Origin of the sequence: Kribbella turkmenica (assembly GCF_004348725.1) — a bacterium.
GTDB classification, from domain to species: Bacteria; Actinomycetota; Actinomycetes; order Propionibacteriales; family Kribbellaceae; genus Kribbella; species Kribbella turkmenica.
Genome location: NZ_SMKR01000034.1, coordinates 1 through 16196 on the forward strand (window position 1 = coordinate 1; position 16196 = coordinate 16196).

Consider the following 16196-nt stretch of genomic DNA (forward strand, 5'->3'; position numbering starts at 1 on the left):
ACTCCGACCCCAGCACCCACCGCCCCAGCCGGCGCCGCCGCGACGACCGGCGCACCGAGCCTCACCGGCACGCCGGGCCCGGCCGACCGGGCCAGCGAGGCCGGCCCGGCGACGGCCTCCGCCGCGACGCCGTTGGCGTCGGTCGCGGCGGCCACGGTCGCGGCTGCGACCGCGGACACCCCGGCGGCGCGGGTGGTCGCGCGCGAGCACGCCGCCTACGCCGCGCACGATCTGGAGGCGTTCCTGGCGATGTACTCGCCGACCGCCCGGATCGAGCTGGCCGACGGCGGTGAGCTGAAGGGCCGCCGGTTCCTCCGCGAGTACTACCGGCCACGCTTCGACGCCGGCCGGTGCAAGACCGAGGTCGTGCAGAAGCTGATGCTCGGCGAGTGGGTGGTCGAGCACGTCTCGGCGTACGACACCGGCGAGCCGACCCCGATGATCGCCCTCTACCGCGTCACCGACGGACTGATCGCCGAAGTCCAGTTCCGTGTCTGAGCTCGACCCCGTCGATCACCTGGCAGAGTTCGAGCGGACGGCCGCGGAGTTCGCGGCCGTCCTCGACCGGGCGGACCCGGCCGCGGCGGTGCCGGGCTGTCCCGGCTGGACGCTCGCAGACCTGGCGCTGCACCTCGGTTCGGGGCAGCGCTGGGCCGCGGCGATCCTGCTGAGCGGCACTCGCCAGAAGGTCCCGGAGGTCCTGCGTACGACGATCTCCTGGGCCGACTGGTATGCCGGCACGACCGCCGCGCTGGCGGCCGCGATCCGGGCCGTCGATCCGGACGAGCCGTGCTGGAACTTCGCGCCGGTCGAGCAGCGCGCCGGATTCTGGTCACGCCGGCGCTTGCATGAGACGGTCATCCATCTCGTGGACGCCGTCCAGGCCGGCGCCGATGCGGACGGGCGGTCCGCCAGTGGTCTTACCGTCGTACCTCCACGGATCGCGGCCGACGGGGTGGACGAGGTGTTCGGGGTGTTCCTGGCCCGGATGCTCGCCCGCGGGTTCGCACCGGCGGTCACCCGGCAGATCGGCGTCCGGGCGACCGACACCGGCGACGAGTGGACCCTGACACCTGCGGCGGACGGCGGTCGGCCACGGGTCGAGCGGGGGAAGGCCGCGGGTGAGGCGGTCGTCTCGGGTACCGCGGCCGAGCTGGACCTGTGCCTCTGGAAACGCTTGCCGACCGGCGTCCTGACGGTTGCGGGCGACCCGGCGGTGGCAGCCGCTTTCCTGGCCGGAACGACCACTCCGTAAACCCTGTAGACTGGGAACGCGGAAGGGCTTCGGTTCGGTCGGTTACTCATTTTGACCGTGCATGAGGCAGCCGCTAGTCTTAACGATCGTGCCCGGGTCATCCTGGGCCGTCATGCGTGCCCCTCGGTCGTTCGGGTCTGCGCGCGTGGCACGGGACTCCTGCCGACAGTCTGGAAGATTACGGCTTCGGTACGCCCGTGCGCACGCGACACACCCGACCGCGGGGGTCAGGCGAGAAGCAGCAGAAGAAAGCCGGACGACAGAAAGAGACCTACGCGGTGCCCACCATTCAGCAGCTGGTCCGCAAGGGCCGCCAGGACAAGGTGTCCAAGAACAAGACGCCCGCCCTGAAGGGTTCCCCTCAGCGTCGCGGTGTGTGCACGCGCGTTTACACCACCACGCCGAAGAAGCCGAACTCGGCGCTTCGCAAGGTCGCGCGTGTCCGCCTGACCAGCGGCATCGAGGTCACCGCGTACATTCCCGGCGTCGGCCACAACCTGCAGGAGCACTCGATCGTGCTCGTGCGTGGCGGTCGTGTGAAGGACCTCCCGGGTGTCCGGTACAAGATCATCCGCGGTTCGCTCGACACCCAGGGTGTGAAGAACCGCAAGCAGGCCCGCAGCCGCTACGGCGCGAAGAAGGAGAAGAGCTAATGCCGCGCAAGGGCCCGGCCCCGAAGCGCCCGGTCATCATCGACCCGGTCTACAGTTCGCCGCTCGTCACCCAGTTGATCTCCAAGATCCTGGTGGACGGCAAGAAGCAGATCGCGCAGAGCATCGTCTACACCGCGCTCGAGGGCACCCGCACGAAGACCGGCACCGACCCGGTGATCACGCTGAAGCGTGCGCTGGACAACGTGAAGCCGAGCATCGAGGTGAAGAGCCGCCGCGTCGGTGGTGCCACCTACCAGGTGCCGATCGAGGTCAAGCCGGGCCGGTCCACCACGCTGGCGCTGCGCTGGCTGACGACGTACTCCCGCGCCCGTCGCGAGAAGACCATGTCCGAGCGCCTGATGAACGAGATCCTGGACGCGTCGAACGGTCTGGGTGCCTCGGTCAAGCGCCGCGAGGACACGCACAAGATGGCCGAAGCCAACAAGGCTTTCGCCCACTACCGCTGGTGAACCGGGGTCCGCTCCGGACCCCAGCGCTCACCCCTTTGACGCAGTACAGAATCGAGAGGTAGACCACCGAGGTGGCCGTACAAATCACCACCGACCTGGCCAAGGTCCGCAACATCGGCATCATGGCTCACATCGACGCCGGCAAGACGACGACGACCGAGCGGATCCTCTTCTACACCGGTATCACCTACAAGATCGGTGAGGTCCACGAGGGCGCCGCCACGATGGACTGGATGGAGCAGGAGCAGGAGCGCGGCATCACCATCACGTCCGCCGCGACGACCTGCACCTGGAAAGACCACACCATCAACATCATCGACACCCCGGGCCACGTCGACTTCACCGTCGAGGTGGAGCGCTCGCTGCGCGTGCTCGACGGCGCGGTCGCGGTGTTCGACGGGGTCGCCGGCGTGGAGCCGCAGTCCGAGACCGTCTGGCGGCAGGCGGACCGGTACGGCGTGCCGCGGATCTGCTTCGTCAACAAGCTGGACCGGACCGGCGCGGAGTTCATGCGCTGCGTCGACATGATCCGGGACCGCCTCGCCGCGGTGCCGCTGGTCATGCAGCTGCCGATCGGGGCCGAGTCCGACTTCATCGGCGTCATCGACCTGGTCGGGATGCGTGCGCTGACCTGGCGCGGCGAGACCAAGATCGGTGAGGACTACACGGTCGAGGAGATCCCGGCCACCCACACCGAGCTGGCGGCCGAGTGGCGCGACAAGCTGATCGAGACGGTCGCCGAGGCCGACGACGAGATCATGGAGCTGTACCTGGAGGGCGAGGAGCCGACCCAGGAGCAGCTCGTCGCAGCCATCCGCCGGGCCACCCTGGCCAGCAAGCTGACCCCGGTGCTGACCGGTACGGCGTTCAAGAACAAGGGCGTCCAGCCGCTGCTGGACGCCATCAACGCCTACCTGCCCAGCCCCGTCGACGTGCCGGCCATCGAGGGCCACGACGTCAAGGACGCCGAGCAGGTCGTGCTGCGCAAGCCGGACGACAGCGAGCCGTTCTCGGCGCTGGCGTTCAAGATCGCCGCCGACCCGCACCTGGGCAAGCTGACCTTCATCCGGGTCTACTCGGGCAAGCTCGAGACCGGTACGCAGGTGCTGAACCCGACCAAGGGCCGCAAGGAGCGGATCGGCAAGATCTACCGCATGCACGCGAACAAGCGTGAGGAGATCGCGTCGATCGGCGCCGGCCACATCGTCGCCGTGATGGGCCTGAAGGACACCACCACCGGTGAGACCCTGGCCGACCCGGCGAACCCGGTCGTGCTGGAGTCCATGCAGTTCCCGGCCCCGGTCATCTCGGTCGCCATCGAGCCCAAGTCGAAGGCCGACCAGGAGAAGCTGGGCGTCGCGATCCAGCGGCTCGCCGAGGAGGACCCGACCTTTCAGGTCCGGACCGACGAGGACACCGGCCAGACCATCATCGCCGGCATGGGTGAGCTGCACCTCGAGGTGCTGGTCGACCGGATGAAGCGCGAGTTCCGGGTCGAGGCGAACGTCGGCAAGCCGCAGGTCGCCTACCGCGAGACCATCACCAAGAAGGTCGAGAAGGTCGACTACACGCACAAGAAGCAGACCGGTGGTTCGGGTCAGTTCGGGCGCGTGATCATCGACATCGAGCCGACCTCGGTGGAGGCCGGCGGCGAGGGCGGCTACGAGTTCGTCAACGCCGTCACCGGCGGCCGCATCCCGCGGGAGTACATCCCGTCGGTGGACGAGGGCTGCCAGGAGGCGATGGAGTTCGGCGTACTGGCCGGCTACCCGATGGTGGACGTCAAGGTGACGCTGCAGGACGGCGCCTACCACGACGTCGACTCCTCCGAGCTCGCGTTCAAGATCGCCGGCTCGATGGCGTTCAAGGATGCCGCCCGCAAGGCCGGGCCGGTCATCCTGGAGCCGATGTTCGCGGTCGAGGTCACCACGCCCGAGGACTACATGGGCGACGTGATCGGCGACCTCAACTCCCGCCGTGGCCAGATCCAGTCGATGGACGAGGGCCCTGGTGGCAGCCGGGTCGTCAAGGCCCTGGTGCCGCTGTCGGAGATGTTCGGGTATGTCGGTGACCTGCGTTCGAAGACGCAGGGACGCGCGTCCTACTCGATGCAGTTCGATTCCTACGCCGAGGTTCCGAAGAACGTGGCGGAAGAGATCATCAAGAAGGCCCGGGGCGAGTAGTCTCTCGCTCCTGACCACCACACCCCAAGCGCGTCGGCGTACGGCGTAGTCAACATTTATCTAGGAGGGCCCCAGTGGCGAAGGCGAAGTTCGAGCGGACTAAGCCGCACGTCAACATCGGCACCATCGGTCACATCGACCACGGTAAGACCACTCTTACCGCGGCGATCACCAAGGTGCTGCACGACAAGTACCCGGACCTCAACGAGGCGTCGGCCTTCGATCAGATCGACAAGGCGCCCGAAGAGCGTCAGCGCGGTATCACCATCTCGATCGCGCACGTCGAGTACCAGACCGAGGCCCGGCACTACGCCCACGTCGACTGCCCGGGTCACGCGGACTACATCAAGAACATGATCACCGGTGCGGCCCAGATGGACGGCGCGATCCTGGTCGTCGCCGCCACCGACGGCCCGATGCCGCAGACGCGTGAGCACGTGCTGCTCGCCCGTCAGGTCGGCGTGCCGGCGATGGTCGTCGCCCTGAACAAGTGCGACATGGTCGACGACGAGGAGATCCTGGAGCTCGTCGAGCTCGAGGTCCGCGAGCTGCTCTCGGAGCAGGAGTTCGACGGCGACAACGCGCCGATCGTCCGGGTCGCCGCTCACCCGGCGCTGCAGGGCGACGCCAAGTGGGGCGAGTCGATCCTCGAGCTGATGAACGCGGTCGACGAGTACATCCCGCAGCCGGAGCGCGAGATCGACAAGCCGTTCCTGATGCCGGTGGAGGACGTCTTCACCATCACGGGGCGCGGCACCGTCATCACCGGCCGGATCGAGCGCGGTGTCATCAAGGTCAACGAGACCGTCGACATCGTCGGCATCCGCCCGGAGAAGCAGACCACCACGGTCACCGGTATCGAGATGTTCCGGAAGCTGCTGGACGAGGGCCAGGCCGGTGAGAACGTCGGTCTGCTGCTTCGTGGCACCAAGCGCGAGGACGTCGAGCGCGGCATGGTCGTCATCAAGCCGGGCACCACGACCCCGCACACGAACTTCGAGGCCTCGGTCTACATCCTGTCCAAGGAGGAGGGCGGCCGTCACACGCCGTTCTTCCAGAACTACCGGCCCCAGTTCTACTTCCGTACCACGGACGTGACCGGTGTCGTGCAGCTCCCCGAGGGCACCGAGATGGTCATGCCGGGCGACAACACCGACATGTCGGTCGAGCTGATCCAGCCGATCGCCATGGAGGACGGTCTGAAGTTCGCGATCCGCGAAGGTGGCCGCACCGTCGGCGCCGGCCGGGTCACCAAGATCATCAAGTGATCTCACGAGGTCCGCGTGGGCTCGCCCGCTGAGCCCCCGCGGACCTCTGCTTTGCGCCCGATCCGGCGCTCAGGTGGGCCGGATCAGGCATGAAGCCACCCCGATTGGCGTTCCGGCGCCGATCTGGGGCACAATATTCAGGTTGCTCAGGCGAGGCCGCCGGGGCGCGCCCCCCGACCACCAGGTCGGGCTGGTGCGCCGGACCGGAGACCATGCCGAGGTTCCGGTCCGAGACCGGGCCCCGATCACCATTCCAGGTCGATGAAGCGGTGAGTCGCGCGCGTTCCGCGTCCGCGACACACCCGACCGCGGGGGTCGGAGCAACACAGACGTTGACGATAGAGAAGGACGAAGCGAAGCGATGGCGGGACAGAAGATCCGCATCCGGCTGAAGGCCTACGACCACGAGGTCATCGACAGCTCGGCGCGCAAGATTGTCGACACGGTGACGCGTACTGGTGCGAAGGTTGCTGGCCCGGTGCCGTTGCCGACGGAAAAGAACGTGTTCTGCGTCATCCGCTCGCCGCACAAGTACAAGGACAGCCGCGAGCACTTCGAGATGCGCACCCACAAGCGGCTCATCGACATCATCGACCCCACGCCGAAGACCGTCGACTCGCTGATGCGGCTCGACCTGCCGGCCGGTGTCGACATCGAGATCAAGCTCTGAGGGACGCGAACAACCAATGAGCAAGCAGAAGAACACGCGCGGTCTGCTGGGCACCAAGCTCGGCATGACCCAGACCTGGGACGAGAACAACCGAGTCGTCCCCGTGACCGTGATCCAGGCCGGCCCGTGCGTCGTGACCGAGGTTCGGACCTCGGACAGCCACGGGTACGACGGCGTCCAGATCGCCTTCGGCGACATCGACCCGCGGAAGGTGACCAGCCCGATGCGCGGTCACTTCGACAAGGCCGGCGTGACGCCGCGGCGCCACCTGCTGGAGCTGCGCACCGCCGACGCGAGCGAGTACACGCTGGGCCAGGAGATCAAGGCCGAGGCGTTCGCCGCCGGCGAGCTGGTCGACGTTTCCGCCACCAGCAAGGGCAAGGGCTTCGCCGGTGTGATGAAGCGGCACGGCTTCCACGGCCTGCGCGCCACCCACGGTGTGCACAAGAAGCACCGCTCGCCGGGTTCCATCGGCGGCTGCGCCACCCCCGGCCGGGTCTTCAAGGGCCTGCGGATGGCGGGCCGGATGGGCGCCGAGCAGGTCACCACGCAGAACGTGTCGGTCCACGCGATCGACGCCGACCGCGGCCTGATCCTGCTCAAGGGCGCGGTTCCCGGTCCGAAGGGCGGCCTCGTGCTGATCCGCAACGCCGCGAAGGGAGCAGCCAAGTGAGCCCCGCATCGAACACCGTCGACGTCGTCGTCGTGAAGGGCGACAAGGTCAGCAAGAAGGGCTCCGCCGAGCTTCCGGCCGAGCTGTTCGACGTCCAGGTCAACATTCCGCTGATCCACCAGGTCGTGGTGGCCCAGCTGGCCGCGGCCCGGCAGGGCACGCACAAGACCAAGACCCGGGGCGAGGTCCGCGGTGGCGGCGCCAAGCCGTACCGGCAGAAGGGCACCGGTCGCGCCCGGCAGGGTTCGACCCGCGCGCCGCAGTTCGCCGGCGGTGGCGTGGTCCACGGCCCGGTGCCGCGCGACTACAGCCAGCGGACCCCGAAGAAGATGATCGCCGCCGCGCTCCGCGGTGCGCTCTCGGACCGGGCCCGCGACGGCCAGGTGCACGTCGTCGAAAAGTTCATCGACGGGGACACCCCGTCCACCAAGACCGCAATGAAGGTGCTGACCGAGGTCACCGACCCGGGCAAGGCGCTGGTCGTGGTCGAGCGTGCCGACGAGCTCACCTGGCTGAGCCTGCGCAACGTGCAGCACGTGCACCTGATCGCGGCCGACCAGCTGAACGCGTACGACGTGCTGGTCAGCGACGCGGTCGTGTTCACCAAGGGTGCGCTCGACGCGTTCGTCGCCGGTGCCCCGAAGGGCAAGTCCGTGAAGGCTGTCGCGACGTCGACCGAAGCCGAGGAGGTAGAAGCGTGAGCCACGGAGTCAACAAGGACCCGCGGGACGTGCTGCTGCGGCCGGTCGTGAGCGAGAAGAGCTACGGCCTGCTGGATGAGCAGAAGTACACGTTCGAGGTCGACCCGAACGCCAACAAGACCGAGATCAAGCTCGCGGTCGAGAAGGTCTTCAAGGTCAAGGTCAGCGACGTGAACACCATCAACCGCAAGGGCAAGCGCCGCCGGACCCGGTCCGGCTGGGGCAAGCGCCCGGACACCAAGCGGGCGATCGTGACCCTCAAGGGTGACGACCGCATCGACATCTTCGGAGGCCAGTCGTAATGGGTATCCGCAAATACAAGCCGACGACGCCGGGCCGCCGTGGCTCGAGCGTGGCCGACTTCGTCGAGCTCACCCGTTCGACCCCGGAGAAGTCGCTGCTGCGTCCGCTCCCGAAGAAGGGCGGCCGGAACAACTCCGGCAAGATCACCACCCGCCACCAGGGCGGCGGTCACAAGCGGGCCTACCGGCTGATCGACTTCAAGCGGTACGACAAGGACGGCGTCCCGGCGAAGGTTGCCGAGATCGAGTACGACCCGAACCGCACCGCGCGGATCGCGCTGCTGCACTACGTCGACGGCGAGAAGCGTTACATCCTCGCCCCGGCGAACCTGAAGCAGGGCACGATCGTCGAGAACGGCCCGGCCGCCGACATCAAGGTGGGCAACAACCTGCCGCTGCGCAACATCCCGGTCGGCTCCACGGTGCACGCCGTCGAGCTGCGCCCGGGCGGCGGCGCCAAGATGGGCCGCTCGGCCGGTGCCAGCATCCAGCTGGTCGCGAAGGAAGGCCGGATGGCCACCCTGCGGATGCCGTCCGGCGAGGTCCGGATGGTCGACGTCCGCTGCCGCGCCACCCTCGGTGAGGTCGGCAACGGCGAACAGTCGAACATCAACTGGGGCAAGGCCGGCCGGATGCGCTGGAAGGGTAAGCGCCCGACCGTCCGCGGTGTCGCGATGAACCCGGTCGACCACCCGCACGGTGGTGGTGAGGGCAAGACCTCGGGTGGTCGCCACCCGGTGTCCCCGTGGGGCAAGCCCGAAGGGCGTACCCGCACCCGTAAGGAAAGCGACCGCATGATCGTCCGGCGCCGCAAGGCCGGCAAGAAGCGCTGATAGGGAGCCGGCCAGATGCCACGCAGCTTGAAGAAGGGCCCGTTCGTCGACCACCACCTGATGAAGAAGGTGGAGGTGCAGAACGAGAAGGGCACCAAGAACGTCATCAAGACCTGGTCCCGCCGATCGATGATCGTGCCGGACATGATCGGTCACACGCTGGCGGTGCACGACGGCCGCAAGCACGTGCCCGTGTTCGTGACGGACGCGATGGTCGGGCACAAGCTCGGCGAGTTCGCCCCGACCCGGACGTTCAAGGGTCACGAGAAGGACGACCGGAAGTCACGGCGTCGCTGACCTGTGGTCAGTGACGAAGCGAAAGCAACCTACGGAGAGATTCGAACATCATGAGCGTTCAAGAGCGTAGGGCGGTCAGCGCCCGTCGCGAGAGCCTGCTGGGCGACGAGCCCGGGGCCTTCGCGGTCGCGCGCTTCGTCCGCGTGACGCCGATGAAGGCGCGCCGCGTGGGCGACCTGGTGCGCGGTCTGGGCGTCGACGACGCACTCGCCACTCTGAAGTTCGCCCCGCAGGCCGCTGCCGCGACCGTGTACAAGGTCGTCGACAGCGCCGCGGCGAACGCCGAGGGCACCGAGCACCTGAGCCGGGCCGACCTGGTCGTGACCAAGGTCCTGGTGGACGAGGGCCCGACGCTGAAGCGTCACCGCCCGCGTGCCCAGGGCCGGGCCACCCGGATCGACAAGCGGACCAGCCACATCACCGTCGTGGTCACGCCGCGGGTCGAGGAGGAGCCGGTCGAGAAGGCTCCCGCCAAGAAGTCTGCCAAGAAGGCCGACACCGCGGCGAAGAAGGCCCCGGCCAAGAAGGCGGCGGCTGACAAGGCCGAGGCCGCCGACAAGCCGGCCAAGAAGGCGACCGCCAAGAAGTCGGCCGCCAAGAAGGCCACCGCTGAGAAGAAGGAGTCCTGACTGTGGGACAGAAGGTAAACCCGCACGGGTTCCGTCTCGGCATCAGCACCGACCACAAGAGCCGCTGGTACGCCGACAAGCTGTACAAGGACTACGTGGGCGAGGACGTCAAGATCCGCCGCCTGCTGAGCAAGGGCATGGAGCGCGCCGGCATCTCCCGCGTGGAGATCGAGCGCACCCGTGACCGGGTCCGGGTCGACATCCACACCGCCCGTCCGGGCATCGTCATCGGCCGCCGTGGCGCCGAGGCGGACCGGATCCGAGGCAGCCTGGAGGAGCTCACCGGCAAGCAGGTGCAGCTGAACATCCTCGAGGTGAAGAACTCCGAGGTCGACGCCCAGCTGGTCGCGCAGGGCGTGGCCGAGCAGCTGTCCGGCCGCGTGGCGTTCCGCCGCGCGATGCGCAAGGCGATGCAGACCACCATGCGTGGCGGCGCCCTGGGCATCCGGATCCAGTGCTCGGGCCGGCTCGGTGGCGCGGAGATGTCGCGGTCGGAGTTCTACCGTGAGGGCCGGGTGCCGCTGCACACGCTCCGCGCGGACATCGACTACGGCTTCTACGAGGCCCGGACGACCTTCGGCCGGATCGGCGTGAAGGTCTGGATCTACAAGGGCGACGTCGCCGGCTCCCGCGCCGAGCGCGAGGCGCAGGCCGCCGCCCGGGCTGCCACCCAGCAGCGCCGGCCGGCCCGTCGCGACGACCGCGGTGGCCGTGGCGGCGACCGTGGTGGCCGCGGTGGCGACCGCCGCGACGACCGTCGGGGACAGCGCGACGAGGCCCCCCGGGCCGAGGCGCCGGCTGCCGACAAGCCCGCCGAGACGACCGGAACGGAGAGCTGACCGATGCTCATCCCCCGCAAGGTCAAGCACCGCAAGCAGCACCACCCGAAGCGCTCCGGCGCTGCCAAGGGCGGTACCACGCTGGCCTTCGGTGACTTCGGCATCCAGGCGCTGGAGAGCCACTACGTCACCAACCGGCAGATCGAGTCCGCGCGTATCGCGATGACCCGGCACATCAAGCGTGGCGGAAAGGTGTGGATCAACATCTACCCCGACCGCCCGCTGACCAAGAAGCCGGCCGAGACCCGGATGGGTTCCGGCAAGGGTTCGCCGGAGTGGTGGATCGCCAACGTCAAGGCCGGTCGCGTGATGTTCGAGCTGTCCGGCGTACCGGAGGACATCGCTCGCGAGGCCATGCGCCGCGCGATCCACAAGTTGCCGATGAAGTGCCGCTTCATCACCCGAGAGGCAGGTGAGAACTGATGGCTATCCTGACCGCCGCCGAGCTGCGGAACCTGGGCCGGGACGAGCTGCTGAGCAAGCTCGGCGAAGCCAAGGAGGAGCTGTTCAACCTCCGGTTCCAGGCTGCCACGGGTCAGCTGGAGTCCCACGGCCGGCTGCGCGCCGTTCGCAAGGACATCGCCCGCATCTACACGGTGCTGACCGAGCGCGCGCTCGGCATCACCGAGGAGGTCGACGCACCGGCCGCCGAGGCTGACGCCGAGGCCGAGGCCGAAGAGACCGCGGACGACAGCGAGAAGGCCGGGAGCAAGGCATGACCGAGAACGCGAAGGACGAGACCGTGAGCACGACCACCGAGGCGCGAGGCCGCCGGAAGACCCGTGAGGGCCTGGTGCTGAGCGACAAGATGGACAAGACCGTCGTGGTCGAGGTCGAGGACCGGGTGAAGCACGCCCTGTACGGCAAGGTCATCCGTCGCACCAGCAAGCTCAAGGCGCACGACGAGCAGAACGCCGCCGGGATCGGCGACCGCGTCCTCCTGATGGAGACCCGGCCGCTGTCGGCGACCAAGCGCTGGCGCGTCGTGGAGATCCTCGAGAAGGCCAAGTAGTAGTTCCCGGTCTTGACCGGCAACCAATCGAAATCATTCGTTCCGCAAGGCTCACGTGAGTGAGAACCAGCGAGACAACCAGGAGATCAACAGATGATCCAGCAGGAGTCGCGACTGAAGGTCGCCGACAACACGGGTGCCAAGGAGATCCTTTGCATCCGCGTGCTCGGTGGCTCCGGTCGGCGCTACGCCGGTGTCGGTGACACGATCGTCGCCACCGTCAAGGACGCGATCCCGGGCGGTGGTGTGAAGAAGGGTGACGTCGTCAAGGCGGTCGTCGTGCGGACCGTGAAGGAGCGCCGGCGTCCGGACGGCTCCTACATCCGGTTCGACGAGAACGCCGCGGTGATCCTGAAGGCCGACGGCGAGCCGCGCGGTACCCGTATCTTCGGGCCGGTCGGCCGGGAGCTGCGCGAGAAGCGCTTCATGAAGATCATCTCGCTCGCTCCGGAGGTGCTCTGAGATGGCCCAGAACAAGGCACAGAAGAAGCTGCACGTGAAGAAGGGTGATCTCGTCCGCGTGATCGCCGGCAAGTCCAAGGGCCTCGAGGGCAAGATCATCCAGGTCTTCCCGGACGACGAGAAGGTCATCGTCGAGGGCGTGAACCGGGTGAAGAAGCACACCAAGGTGCAGCAGGCCCAGCGCGGCGGCACCACCGGTGGCATCGTCACCCAGGAAGCCCCGATCCACGTCTCGAACGTGGCGCTTCTGGTCGAGGTCGAGAAGGACGGCAAGAAGCAGAAGGTGACCACCCGCGTCGGTTACAACCGCGTCGAGGTGCAGAAGCGGCGCCCCGACGGCTCGACGTACACCGGTTTCCGGAGCGTCCGGATCGCGCGGCGTACCGGCGAGGAGATCTGATGAGTGCGACAGCGACCGAGACTGCGACCACCAGGGTCCAGCCGCGGCTGAAGGCGAAGTACCGCGAGGAGATCGTCGGCCAGCTGCAGGAACAGTTCCAGTTCGAGAACGTCATGCAGGTGCCCGGCCTCACCAAGATCGTGGTGAACATGGGTGTCGGCGAGGCGGCTCGCGACTCGAAGCTGATCGACGGCGCGGTGAAGGACCTGGCCGCGATCACCGGTCAGAAGCCGCAGGTCACCAAGGCGCGCAAGTCGATCGCGCAGTTCAAGCTGCGCGAGGGCATGCCGATCGGTGCGCACGTGACACTGCGCGGCGACCGGATGTGGGAGTTCCTGGACCGGCTGCTGGCGCTCGCGCTGCCGCGGATCCGTGACTTCCGCGGTCTGTCGCCGAAGCAGTTCGACGGCACCGGGAACTACACCTTCGGCCTGACCGAGCAGGTGATGTTCCACGAGATCAACCAGGACCGGATCGACCGGGTCCGGGGCATGGACATCACCGTGGTGACCACCGCGAAGAACGACGACGAGGGCCGGGCCCTGCTGCGGCAGCTCGGTTTCCCGTTCAAGGAGAACTGACGTGGCGAAGACAGCACTCAAGGTCAAGCAGGCCCGGAAGCCGAAGTTCGCGGTGCGCGGTTACACCCGCTGCCAGCGCTGCGGCCGGCCGAAGGCGGTCTTCCGCAAGTTCGGCCTCTGCCGGATCTGCCTGCGGGAGATGGCGCACCGGGGCGAGCTGCCCGGCGTGACCAAGTCCAGCTGGTGACCGTCTCCACCCCCGAACTTTTCTCCATTCACCATCTAGTCACCGTAGGTCGCCGGCCGGCGAAACCACGGCGGGAAAGAGGCCCCAGGCCATGACGATGACCGACCCGATCGCAGACATGCTGACGCGTCTGCGCAACGCCAACCAGGCGTACCACGAGTCGACCTCGATGCCGTACAGCAAGATCAAGCAGGGCATCGCCGACATCCTCCAGCAGGAGGGGTACATCTCCTCCTACAAGGTGGAGGACCCCAAGGAGGGCGCCGTCGGCAAGACCCTGGTCGTCGACCTCAAGTTCGGCCCGAGCCGGGAGCGCTCCATCGCGGGCGTCCGCCGGATCAGCAAGCCGGGTCTGCGGGTCTACGCGAAGTCGACCAACCTGCCCAAGGTCCTCGGTGGCCTGGGCGTCGCGATCATCTCGACGTCCCAGGGACTGCTGACCGACAGGCAGGCCAAGAACAAGGGCGTCGGCGGGGAAGTCCTCGCCTACGTCTGGTGACGAAGAACCGGAAGGAGGACCACTCTCATGTCTCGCATCGGTAAGCTCCCGATCACGGTCCCGTCCGGCGTCGACGTCACGATCGACGGCCAGACGGTCACCGTGAAGGGTCCGAAGGGTCAGCTGTCGCACGTCGTCGCTGAACCCATCGCGGTCGACCGGGACGAGGACGGCACCATCGCCGTCACCCGCCCCGACGACCAGCGCAAGAGCAAGGAACTGCACGGCCTGTCCCGCACCCTGATCGCCAACCTGGTGACCGGCGTGACGGACGGCTACGAGAAGAAGCTCGAGATCGTCGGCGTCGGGTACCGCGTCCTGTCCAAGGGCCCGGCCACACTGGAGTTCTCGCTCGGGTACAGCCACACCATCACGGTGGAGGCACCGGACGGCATCACCTTCGCGGTGGAGTCGCCGACCAAGTTCTCGGTGCAGGGTATCGACAAGCAGTCCGTCGGCGAGGTTGCCGCCAACATCCGCAAGCTGCGCAAGCCCGAGCCGTACAAGGGCAAGGGTGTGCGGTACGCCGGCGAGCAGGTCCGCCGCAAGGTCGGAAAGGCTGGTAAGTAACCATGGCGATCGGACTGCGTCCGCACAAGCACTCCGCCAAGAAGACGGCGTCGCGGCTGCGTCGCCAGATCCGGGTCCGGAAGAAGATCAACGGCACGGCCGACCGGCCGCGGCTGGTGGTCACCAAGTCCTCGAAGCACCTGTTCGTGCAGGTCATCGACGACGTGGCCGGCAAGACGCTGGTGTCCGCCTCCACCATGGAGGCCGACCTGCGCGGCGCGGAGGCGAACAAGACGGACAAGGCCAAGACCGTCGGCGGCCTGATCGCCGACCGGGCGAAGGCCGCCGGCATCGACTCGGTCGTCTTCGACCGGGCCGGAAACAAGTACCACGGCCGTATCGCGGCCCTGGCCGACGCCGCCCGCGAGGGCGGGCTCGGCTTCTGATGGCGACAAAGGAAGAAGGTAGTTCGAAATGAGCGGAGGCCAGCAGCGTCGCGGAGGCGGCGCCGGTGGTGAGCGCCGTAACCGCGACGGTGGTCGTGGTGCGGCAGCCGACAAGACCGCCTACATCGAGCGTGTGGTAGCCATCAACCGTGTCGCCAAGGTCGTGAAGGGTGGTCGTCGCTTCAGCTTCACCGCCCTCGTGGTCGTCGGCGACGGTGAAGGCACCGTCGGTGTGGGGTACGGCAAGGCCAAGGAGGTGCCCGCGGCGATCGCCAAGGGCGTCGAGGAGGCCAAGAAGGCATTCTTCAAGGTGCCGAGGATCCAGGGCACCATCCCGCACCCGGTGCAGGGCGAGAAGGCCGCAGGCGTCGTCATGCTGCGTCCGGCCGCTCCTGGTACCGGAGTGATCGCGGGTGGCTCGGCGCGCGCCGTACTGGAGTGCGCGGGGATCCACGACATCCTGAGCAAGTCGCTGGGCTCGTCCAACGCCATCAACGTGGTGCACGCCACCGTTGCGGCGCTGCGCAGCCTGGAGACCCCGGAGGCCGTGGCCGCGCGCCGTGGCCTGCCGGTCGAGGACGTCGCCCCGGCGGCGCTGCTGAAGGCGCGGGCGGAGGTGGCCTCCTGATGGCACGCCTGAAGGTGACCCAGGTCCGTTCCGGTATCGGTGGCAAGCAGAACCAGCGCGACACGCTGCGCACCCTGGGCGTCAAGCGGATCGGCGACACCGCCGTCCACGAGGACAAGCCTGAGGTCCGCGGCATGGTCCGCACGGTTCGCCACCTCATCACCGTCGAGGAGGTCGACTGACATGGCGCTCAAGGTTCACCACCTGCGTCCGGCGCCCGGTGCCAAGACCGCCAAGACCCGCGTGGGTCGTGGTGAGGGCAGCAAGGGCAAGACCGCCGGCCGCGGAACCAAGGGCAGCAAGGCCCGCAACAACATCCCCGAGTACTTCGAGGGTGGCCAGATGCCGCTGCACATGCGGCTCCCGAAGCTGAAGGGCTTCAAGAGCAGGAACCGGGTGGAGTTCCAGGTCGTTAACCTGGACAAGCTCGGACAACTGTTCCCCGAAGGCGGTGAGGTCGGCGTGGCCGACCTGGTCGCCAAGGGCGCGGTTCGCAGCGGTCAGCCGGTGAAGGTGCTGGGTGACGGCGAGCTGACCGTGGCACTGCAGGTTTCGGTGCACAAGTTCTCCAAGTCCGCCCAGGAGAAGATCCAGGCGGCCGGGGGGACCACCACCGAGGTGTGATGTGTCCAGGGCTCGTGCGAGCCGGCGCTTGATATCGTGCGCTGGAGTTCGGACGAGCCCTGGTTCGTCTCTTG

General features: G+C 67.8%; 26 protein-coding genes and 1 pseudogene. All 27 read left to right on the forward strand.

The features are described 5' to 3' along the window. On the forward strand, positions 1 to 498 hold a 498-nt coding region (locus tag E1218_RS10330; protein ID WP_132318703.1), incomplete at its 5' end, for a nuclear transport factor 2 family protein. Then, entirely contained in the window at positions 491 to 1255 is a 765-nt protein-coding gene (locus tag E1218_RS10335; protein WP_132318705.1) for a maleylpyruvate isomerase N-terminal domain-containing protein, read from the forward strand. The genes E1218_RS10330 and E1218_RS10335, both read left to right, overlap by 8 nt. Positions 1256 to 1533: 278 nt before the next feature. Continuing rightward, a complete protein-coding gene (rpsL, locus tag E1218_RS10340; protein WP_012923692.1) occupies positions 1534 to 1908 on the forward strand; it encodes a 30S ribosomal protein S12 in 375 nt (124 codons plus the stop codon). Further along, positions 1908 to 2378 carry a 30S ribosomal protein S7 gene (rpsG, locus tag E1218_RS10345; RefSeq protein ID WP_131361025.1) on the forward strand — a complete coding sequence of 157 codons (471 nt, stop codon included), beginning with the start codon at positions 1908 to 1910 and terminating at the stop codon, positions 2376 to 2378. The genes rpsL and rpsG overlap by 1 nt, the downstream gene beginning before the upstream one ends. Before the next feature lie 122 nt (positions 2379 to 2500). Further along, on the forward strand, positions 2501 to 4561 hold the full coding sequence (fusA, locus tag E1218_RS10350; protein WP_233712142.1) for an elongation factor G: 2061 nt from the start codon (positions 2501 to 2503) through the stop codon (positions 4559 to 4561). Positions 4562 to 4635: 74 nt separating this feature from the next. Then, positions 4636 to 5829, forward strand: coding sequence for an elongation factor Tu (tuf, locus tag E1218_RS10355; protein WP_132318709.1), 1194 nt, complete (start codon positions 4636 to 4638; stop codon positions 5827 to 5829). 361 nt (positions 5830 to 6190) lie between these two features. Next, positions 6191 to 6499, forward strand: coding sequence for a 30S ribosomal protein S10 (gene rpsJ, locus E1218_RS10360; protein ID WP_012923688.1), 309 nt, complete (start codon positions 6191 to 6193; stop codon positions 6497 to 6499). Positions 6500 to 6515: 16 nt separating this feature from the next. Then, positions 6516 to 7172 carry a 50S ribosomal protein L3 gene (gene rplC / locus E1218_RS10365; RefSeq protein ID WP_132318711.1) on the forward strand — a complete coding sequence of 219 codons (657 nt, stop codon included), beginning with the start codon at positions 6516 to 6518 and terminating at the stop codon, positions 7170 to 7172. After that, a complete protein-coding gene (rplD, locus tag E1218_RS10370; RefSeq protein WP_202865898.1) occupies positions 7169 to 7873 on the forward strand; it encodes a 50S ribosomal protein L4 in 705 nt (234 codons plus the stop codon). The genes rplC and rplD overlap by 4 nt, the downstream gene beginning before the upstream one ends. Beyond that, positions 7870 to 8175 (forward strand): 50S ribosomal protein L23, encoded by a 306-nt coding sequence (gene rplW, locus E1218_RS10375; RefSeq protein WP_132147597.1) that lies wholly within the window; start codon positions 7870 to 7872, stop codon positions 8173 to 8175. Before rplD ends, rplW begins: the two co-directional genes overlap by 4 nt. Next, positions 8175 to 9008 carry a 50S ribosomal protein L2 gene (gene rplB, locus E1218_RS10380; RefSeq protein ID WP_132216194.1) on the forward strand — a complete coding sequence of 278 codons (834 nt, stop codon included), beginning with the start codon at positions 8175 to 8177 and terminating at the stop codon, positions 9006 to 9008. Before rplW ends, rplB begins: the two co-directional genes overlap by 1 nt. Positions 9009 to 9023: 15 nt before the next feature. Then, positions 9024 to 9305, forward strand: a complete 282-nt coding sequence (gene rpsS, locus E1218_RS10385) for a 30S ribosomal protein S19 (protein WP_131361012.1) — start codon at positions 9024 to 9026, stop codon at positions 9303 to 9305. 50 nt (positions 9306 to 9355) lie between these two features. Then, positions 9356 to 9799: pseudogene (rplV, locus tag E1218_RS10390) on the forward strand (50S ribosomal protein L22); the annotation flags it as partial. A 137-nt stretch (positions 9800 to 9936) separates the two neighbouring features. Then, the gene (rpsC, locus tag E1218_RS10395; protein ID WP_132318715.1) at positions 9937 to 10773 is read left to right on the forward strand and encodes a 30S ribosomal protein S3; all 837 of its coding nucleotides are present in this window, start codon (positions 9937 to 9939) and stop codon (positions 10771 to 10773) included. A gap of 3 nt (positions 10774 to 10776) precedes the next feature. Continuing rightward, positions 10777 to 11196, forward strand: coding sequence for a 50S ribosomal protein L16 (gene rplP, locus E1218_RS10400; RefSeq protein WP_132216203.1), 420 nt, complete (start codon positions 10777 to 10779; stop codon positions 11194 to 11196). Beyond that, positions 11196 to 11492, forward strand: coding sequence for a 50S ribosomal protein L29 (gene rpmC / locus E1218_RS10405; RefSeq protein WP_132318717.1), 297 nt, complete (start codon positions 11196 to 11198; stop codon positions 11490 to 11492). Before rplP ends, rpmC begins: the two co-directional genes overlap by 1 nt. After that, entirely contained in the window at positions 11489 to 11785 is a 297-nt protein-coding gene (gene rpsQ / locus E1218_RS10410) for a 30S ribosomal protein S17 (RefSeq protein WP_132318719.1), read from the forward strand. The genes rpmC and rpsQ overlap by 4 nt, the downstream gene beginning before the upstream one ends. A gap of 93 nt (positions 11786 to 11878) precedes the next feature. Then, entirely contained in the window at positions 11879 to 12247 is a 369-nt protein-coding gene (gene rplN, locus E1218_RS10415; protein ID WP_012923677.1) for a 50S ribosomal protein L14, read from the forward strand. A gap of 1 nt (position 12248) precedes the next feature. Beyond that, positions 12249 to 12647, forward strand: coding sequence for a 50S ribosomal protein L24 (rplX, locus tag E1218_RS10420; protein WP_132318721.1), 399 nt, complete (start codon positions 12249 to 12251; stop codon positions 12645 to 12647). Beyond that, positions 12647 to 13228, forward strand: coding sequence for a 50S ribosomal protein L5 (gene rplE / locus E1218_RS10425; protein WP_132318723.1), 582 nt, complete (start codon positions 12647 to 12649; stop codon positions 13226 to 13228). The genes rplX and rplE overlap by 1 nt, the downstream gene beginning before the upstream one ends. A 1-nt stretch (position 13229) precedes the next feature. Then, complete coding sequence (locus E1218_RS10430; protein ID WP_012923674.1) at positions 13230 to 13415, forward strand: type Z 30S ribosomal protein S14; 186 nt, start codon at positions 13230 to 13232, stop codon at positions 13413 to 13415. Positions 13416 to 13506: 91 nt separating this feature from the next. Then, entirely contained in the window at positions 13507 to 13914 is a 408-nt protein-coding gene (rpsH, locus tag E1218_RS10435) for a 30S ribosomal protein S8 (protein ID WP_132147623.1), read from the forward strand. A gap of 27 nt (positions 13915 to 13941) precedes the next feature. Then, positions 13942 to 14484, forward strand: a complete 543-nt coding sequence (gene rplF / locus E1218_RS10440; RefSeq protein ID WP_132318725.1) for a 50S ribosomal protein L6 — start codon at positions 13942 to 13944, stop codon at positions 14482 to 14484. A 2-nt stretch (positions 14485 to 14486) separates the two neighbouring features. Further along, positions 14487 to 14870, forward strand: a complete 384-nt coding sequence (gene rplR, locus E1218_RS10445; RefSeq protein WP_132318727.1) for a 50S ribosomal protein L18 — start codon at positions 14487 to 14489, stop codon at positions 14868 to 14870. A 28-nt stretch (positions 14871 to 14898) separates the two neighbouring features. Beyond that, positions 14899 to 15498, forward strand: a complete 600-nt coding sequence (gene rpsE / locus E1218_RS10450; protein WP_132318729.1) for a 30S ribosomal protein S5 — start codon at positions 14899 to 14901, stop codon at positions 15496 to 15498. Next, entirely contained in the window at positions 15498 to 15680 is a 183-nt protein-coding gene (gene rpmD, locus E1218_RS10455) for a 50S ribosomal protein L30 (protein WP_132318731.1), read from the forward strand. Before rpsE ends, rpmD begins: the two co-directional genes overlap by 1 nt. Before the next feature lies 1 nt (position 15681). Next, on the forward strand, positions 15682 to 16122 hold the full coding sequence (rplO, locus tag E1218_RS10460) for a 50S ribosomal protein L15 (protein ID WP_132318733.1): 441 nt from the start codon (positions 15682 to 15684) through the stop codon (positions 16120 to 16122). Positions 16123 to 16196: the final 74 nt, after the last annotated feature.